The organism is Bacillus sp. JJ1127 (genome assembly GCF_036965845.1).
Classification (GTDB): domain Bacteria; phylum Bacillota; class Bacilli; order Bacillales; family Bacillaceae_G; genus Bacillus_A.
The window spans coordinates 1,527-2,527 of sequence record NZ_JBALQK010000243.1 but is presented as its reverse complement, the minus strand read 5'-3'; the positions used below and the strand labels follow the sequence as shown (position 1 = coordinate 2,527).

The window sequence follows — 1,001 nt, the reverse complement described above, 5'->3', positions numbered from 1 at the left end:
TGTATTTCCCTTTTATTTTATATAAAACATTGCAAAATAGGATAATAGATTCCCTATTTTTTACGATTGGAGCAACTTCGATATCATTTGTGGAACTTGATTTGCTTGTGAAACCATACTTAAGGCAACCTCTGTTAATAGTTTATATTTGATAAAATCGCTCATTTCTTGCGCCATATCGGCATCTTCTATTCTTGATGCGGCATCCGTTAGCGCTGTACTTTGACTATTTAAATTTTCAATATTAAATTGCAGGCGATTCATCATTGCGCCAAGGTCTGCACGGTGAAGTGATACATGTTGCAGAGCATCATCAATTTTGTCAATAGCCGCTTTTGCTTCTTGTTCTGTTGAAATCTTGATGTCATTCTTTGTAGGGGAGAGGGGGATGTTTGTTTCTTGATGCGATATATCTAACGTATGACCGAGATCATCTAGTGTAATGTTACGGCTTTGTCCATCAAATACGGGTAAGTCATTAAACTCTGTCGTTTCATTAATATATCCAACTTGTTTTGTTAATTGTTGAAATTCTTTATTGAGCGAATTACGGTTGTTATCTGAGTTCGTTCCGTTTGCAGATTGAACTGCTAAATCACGCATTCGCTGTAAAATGTTTGTAACTGCTTGCAAAGCGGCCTCCGCTGTTCGCAGCATGGAAATGGCATCTTCATTATTTCTTATTGCAACGCGCATACCACTTGCTCTTGCATGCATACGAGTTACAATGGCAATATTAGCCGGGTTATCAGAAGCAGTATTTAACTTCTTACCGGTTGCTAAATGTTCCATTGCTAGGTTCATTCGTTTTTCATTTTCGTATAACGACTGCCTTGCGTGCATGCTCATAATGTTTGTTCCGATTTGCATAGTAGACACTCCTTATAGGTATATATATCTATTTTGATTTTTCAACGTATAAGTCGCTGTTATGAAAACAAAAGGTGACATGCTCCCGTTTTGTTTCTTTTGTCTTCACGTGCATGGGGCAGGAAGAGGGT

Annotated in this window: 1 protein-coding gene; it reads right to left on the bottom strand. The window is 37.9% G+C overall.

The window, feature by feature from the left end; all coding sequences use genetic code 11:
• Window positions 1-60: 60 nt before the first annotated feature.
• Window positions 61-870 (bottom strand): flagellin, encoded by an 810-nt coding sequence (locus V7183_RS21140; RefSeq protein ID WP_335360731.1) that lies wholly within the window; start codon window positions 868-870, stop codon window positions 61-63.
• Between the last annotated feature and the right edge of the window lie 131 nt (window positions 871-1,001).